Origin of the sequence: Holospora obtusa F1 (assembly GCF_000469665.2) — a bacterium.
GTDB lineage: Bacteria > Pseudomonadota > Alphaproteobacteria > Holosporales > Holosporaceae > Holospora > Holospora obtusa.
Genome location: NZ_AWTR02000020.1, coordinates 1 through 3,822, shown reverse-complemented (window position 1 = coordinate 3,822; position 3,822 = coordinate 1). Strand labels below are relative to the sequence as shown.

The 3,822-nt window shown below is 35.4% G+C and carries 4 protein-coding genes and 1 pseudogene; 1 reads left to right on the top strand and 4 read right to left on the bottom strand.

Annotation, left to right across the window (positions count from 1 at the left end):
• Positions 1-85: 85 nt before the first annotated feature.
• The 4 genes and pseudogenes from P618_RS09025 to P618_RS09020 all read right to left on the bottom strand — a co-directional run bounded on the left by P618_RS09025 (position 86) and on the right by P618_RS09020 (position 3,400).
• The gene (locus P618_RS09025) at positions 86-202 is read right to left on the bottom strand and encodes an IS630 transposase-related protein (protein WP_156918935.1); all 117 of its coding nucleotides are present in this window, start codon (positions 200-202) and stop codon (positions 86-88) included.
• Positions 203-413: 211 nt separating this feature from the next.
• Positions 414-932 carry a CDP-alcohol phosphatidyltransferase family protein gene (locus P618_RS00800; RefSeq protein ID WP_156918934.1) on the bottom strand — a complete coding sequence of 173 codons (519 nt, stop codon included), beginning with the start codon at positions 930-932 and terminating at the stop codon, positions 414-416.
• Between the two features lie 7 nt (positions 933-939).
• Positions 940-2,406 carry a S41 family peptidase gene (locus P618_RS00795; protein WP_024160998.1) on the bottom strand — a complete coding sequence of 489 codons (1,467 nt, stop codon included), beginning with the start codon at positions 2,404-2,406 and terminating at the stop codon, positions 940-942.
• A gap of 311 nt (positions 2,407-2,717) precedes the next feature.
• A pseudogene (locus P618_RS09020) lies at positions 2,718-3,400 on the bottom strand (IS5 family transposase).
• Between the two features lie 176 nt (positions 3,401-3,576).
• Here P618_RS09020 and P618_RS09015 point away from each other — a divergent pair.
• On the top strand, positions 3,577-3,711 hold the full coding sequence (locus P618_RS09015) for a transposase-like zinc-binding domain-containing protein (RefSeq protein WP_420805308.1): 135 nt from the start codon (positions 3,577-3,579) through the stop codon (positions 3,709-3,711).
• Positions 3,712-3,822: the final 111 nt, after the last annotated feature.

The following is a 3,822-nucleotide window of genomic DNA, read 5'->3' as shown; positions in this document are numbered from 1 at the left end:
TATTGAAAGTGAAAACCTCATTGAATCATTTTGCAATAAAACAAAAACTATTGTTAAAAGCCAATGTTTTAATGTTCAATGAACTTCAAATTTTGAAAGGTGCTACGTAAGATGAGTTATTAACTTTAAATATCTTGGATGTCGTGTTTTGATTATTACCAAGCTTAATATATTCTATTACTCGTTCTCTTAGATCTAAGATGTATTGTTTTCTTTGTCATTTTCTCTTAAAAATAGCATCTCTTTGTCCCGTTTTCAAGCTAAATTACTATAATGCTTTTTTTCTTTATTATAATTCAACTGTTACAGAGTTAAGGTAACAACAGTTTACCAAGAGAGCTAATGATAAAAGCGGTAAAAGTTTATGTTTTTGCCTTTTCTATTTTCCAGATTTAGCTCTTGTTGAGAATTTTTTAAAATCGCTTAAATGCTTGAAAAAAATATAGCCCACCTGTATAGAGACTAATTACACAGCTACTGAATAATAACCAAGATGCCATAGAAGAACCTCCAGCGTGAGGAAAAATCATGGCTGCCATTCCCATCATTTGTAACGTAGTTTTAATTTTTGCATGACTATGCACAGGAATACGCTGATGTCCTGCAAAACTTCTTAAGGTACTTACGGCTGTATCTCTGAGCATCATAAAAGAAAGACATAAAAATTTGGTAAGATCGCAAAATTGCGCATACATTAACGTAAAAGATAATGAGCTCATTAAACATTTATCCGCAAAAGGATCTAATACCATACCAAATTGTGACACCTTTTGTTGCTGACGAGCAATGTACCCATCTGCATAATCCGTCAAACATGCCATAATAAAAATAATAAAAGCATAACTTCTAGCACGAGTATCTTGAGTCAACAACAAAAAACAAATAACTGGCGTCAATACGATACGAAGCAGAGAAATAAGATTAGGAATCATCCATAGATTATTTTTTCTTTTCACGGGAAGACCTTGATACGTATTGTTCAAATTGATGCCCTAAGGCTTTTGCTAAATCCATCGTTTGCAAAAGTTCGTAATCTGGCTCTAAGGACTCTGTAAAATTTACGACTTTATCTTTCTCACCAGAAGATTGCGCAACGTAAATAGAATCGTCAACAGGAACTCCAAACCCAGAAGGTTTTTTCTTCTTAGACAAATCAGAATCGATCGGAAGCTGAAAAGGTAGAGTTGTTTGATCTAAAGATTTTCTTTCAAGCGCACCAGGAAGACTGCTTTCTTTAATATCTAATTTATCTGAATCCAAGGAATCTTGAGGAGTTTTAAGCACAACATGTGGCATAACTCCGGCACCTTGAATAGGGAATCCCTTAGGAGAATAAAAACGACTAGAGGTAAACTTAAATGCTAAATGAGGATCAAGAACTCTAAGATCTTGCACAGATCCCTTTCCAAACGTCATCTTTCCCACAATAATTGCACGATTGTGATCTTTTAAAGCAGCAGCTAGTATTTCCGAAGCTGAAGCAGAATATCCATTTACGAGCACCAATATGGCGGCATCGTACATTCCATTTTTTCCTACAATCACTTTCCCGGGAACAACTGAATGTACACGTAAATTTTTCTTGTCTTTGACTTGCACGACAGCCCCAGAAGACAAAAACAAGCTTGCTACTTTTATTGCCTGATCAAGATATCCCCCATGATTATTACGCAAATCAATGACAAGACTATTTAGATTAGGATTTAATTTGTACAGATCTTTTAATGCCTTTTCCACCAATTTTCCCGTTTTAGAATCAAATACATTAATGCGTACATACCCTGTATTGCTATTAGGCTCAAGACGGTACTTCACAGAATCAACTTTAATTACAGCACGAGTTAAGGAAATATTAAAAATCTTATCCTTCTCCATTACTCTTCTTTTTATCGTTAAGACTACTTTTGTTCCGGGAGCGCCTCGCATCTTTTTAACTGCTTCATCATACCGATCATAAAACGTGTTATCGATGGCAATAATAACGTCTTTTGGTTTAAGTCCTGAAATTTGTGCCGGTGTTTTTGGATTTCCCTCCAGAATCGAAACAATGGTTAACTCAGTTCGATCAGTGCCTTGAACTAAAATAGGAGAAATTTGAATACCTAGCCCACCAAACTCTCCTTCCATCTCATCAAGAAGATTTTGTGGCACAAGACCCGAGTGAGGATCTAATGAGCTCAACATTCCATTGATCGCTCCTTCTAACATTTTTCGCATCTCTTTTGCACCAATACGATCCACATATTCGTCAACTAATAAACGAAAAACTGATAAAAATTTTACTCCAGCTTTTACTTCGTCGATATCGTCAAAAGCTGACGAAGATTTTGGATACTCTTTTTCAAACGAATATTTATTTTTTGTTTTTCTATACCTAACGCTAAACTCAAAGATTGATTGATACAAAAAAATAAAAAATTAATAAAACATGTGCGGGACGAAGCGCAAACTCAGACATCAAACCTCTTACTACACTACCGAATTGTAGCATACGAAAAAAAAATAAGTTTAGCAAGCATAGCTTAATGATAGCAAAATAAATTAACGAAATATAATCAGCTTATGCAAAAAGGTTAAATTACCGCATGATATCATACAAACGGATCAACGTTGGAAAAATAAAATATGGGGAAGAAAGGGAGGAAAAAGTTCTCATCGTGATAAGATACATAAAGATAGATACAAAATGCGTAAACGTTATTTAATCTGAGTATGGCTTAATTTAAAGACGTTTTATCATAGCGTGTGGCAATGGCGCGGTACTGCCTTAAGTTTAGCGAAAAAATTTTCAATCAAGTGATGAAATTTATAAAAATATTTACATAATTTCAAGACTCAAAACAGTTCTTTTTAGGTGGAATCACGCCCCTTTTCTTTAAGTTTTCTTTCCCCCTTTCATCGGCATCGTACGCTTTATCGACATGCATCGTATCAGCCTTCAAAAGGCGATCCATCAACGCATCCCCTCCCTTCCAAATCATGGTCCTGTCCTTGTGTACGGTGAAAGAGACCGGATTTCCATGGGTATCACACGGTGCATAAATTTTGAAGCTCAAAAACGTCCAATGGCTTGATGATGCTTTTTTTTAGAGCTTGTGCTGTGTTGATGATCCGGCACAATCGTTGCATCGATCATCGCGCACTCATGATCATCGTCTTGAGACGGAATTTCAAAGACCTTTGTCCATCAACTTTTTGGCTTCAAAGGGTAAATCGGATGTGGATGGCTTTAAAATCAATAAACCTCTCTGGTAAATCACGCCAAGGAATTCCCTCACGGTAACGGTATAAAATAGTCTCAACAAACAGGCGGTCATCCTTGGCTGTAATACCCTGATTTTCTAGGTAAACTCTCCTTTATTCGCCCCCCACTATCATCTTGCAACGCATAATCTCTCATTTAACAGATATTTCCTTTCAATTCTTATTAAATTCTCAAAAAATATCGAAAAAAGTCAACTTAAGGGGCGGGACCGTATTTTTATCTATCTGTTTGTGAATCTCAACTTAATTTACTATAAGTGCGTTCACAAAACCTAAATTAAATTTTGAGAGTTTTGACGTTTAGATAGATTTATGTCAACATACGACTATAGTGTCGTATTAAGGTCATCAGCAATGCATTGCAAGAAGTGTAATTCCAAAAACTGCATAAGGAACGGTATAGTACGCAAGGTTCAGCGCTATAAGTGTAAGGAATATGATTATTAATTACTCATCTTACGTAGCACCTTTCAAAATTTGAAGTTCATTGAACATTAAAACATTGGCTTTTAACAATAGTTTTTGTTTTATTGCAAAATGATTCAATGAGGTTTTCAC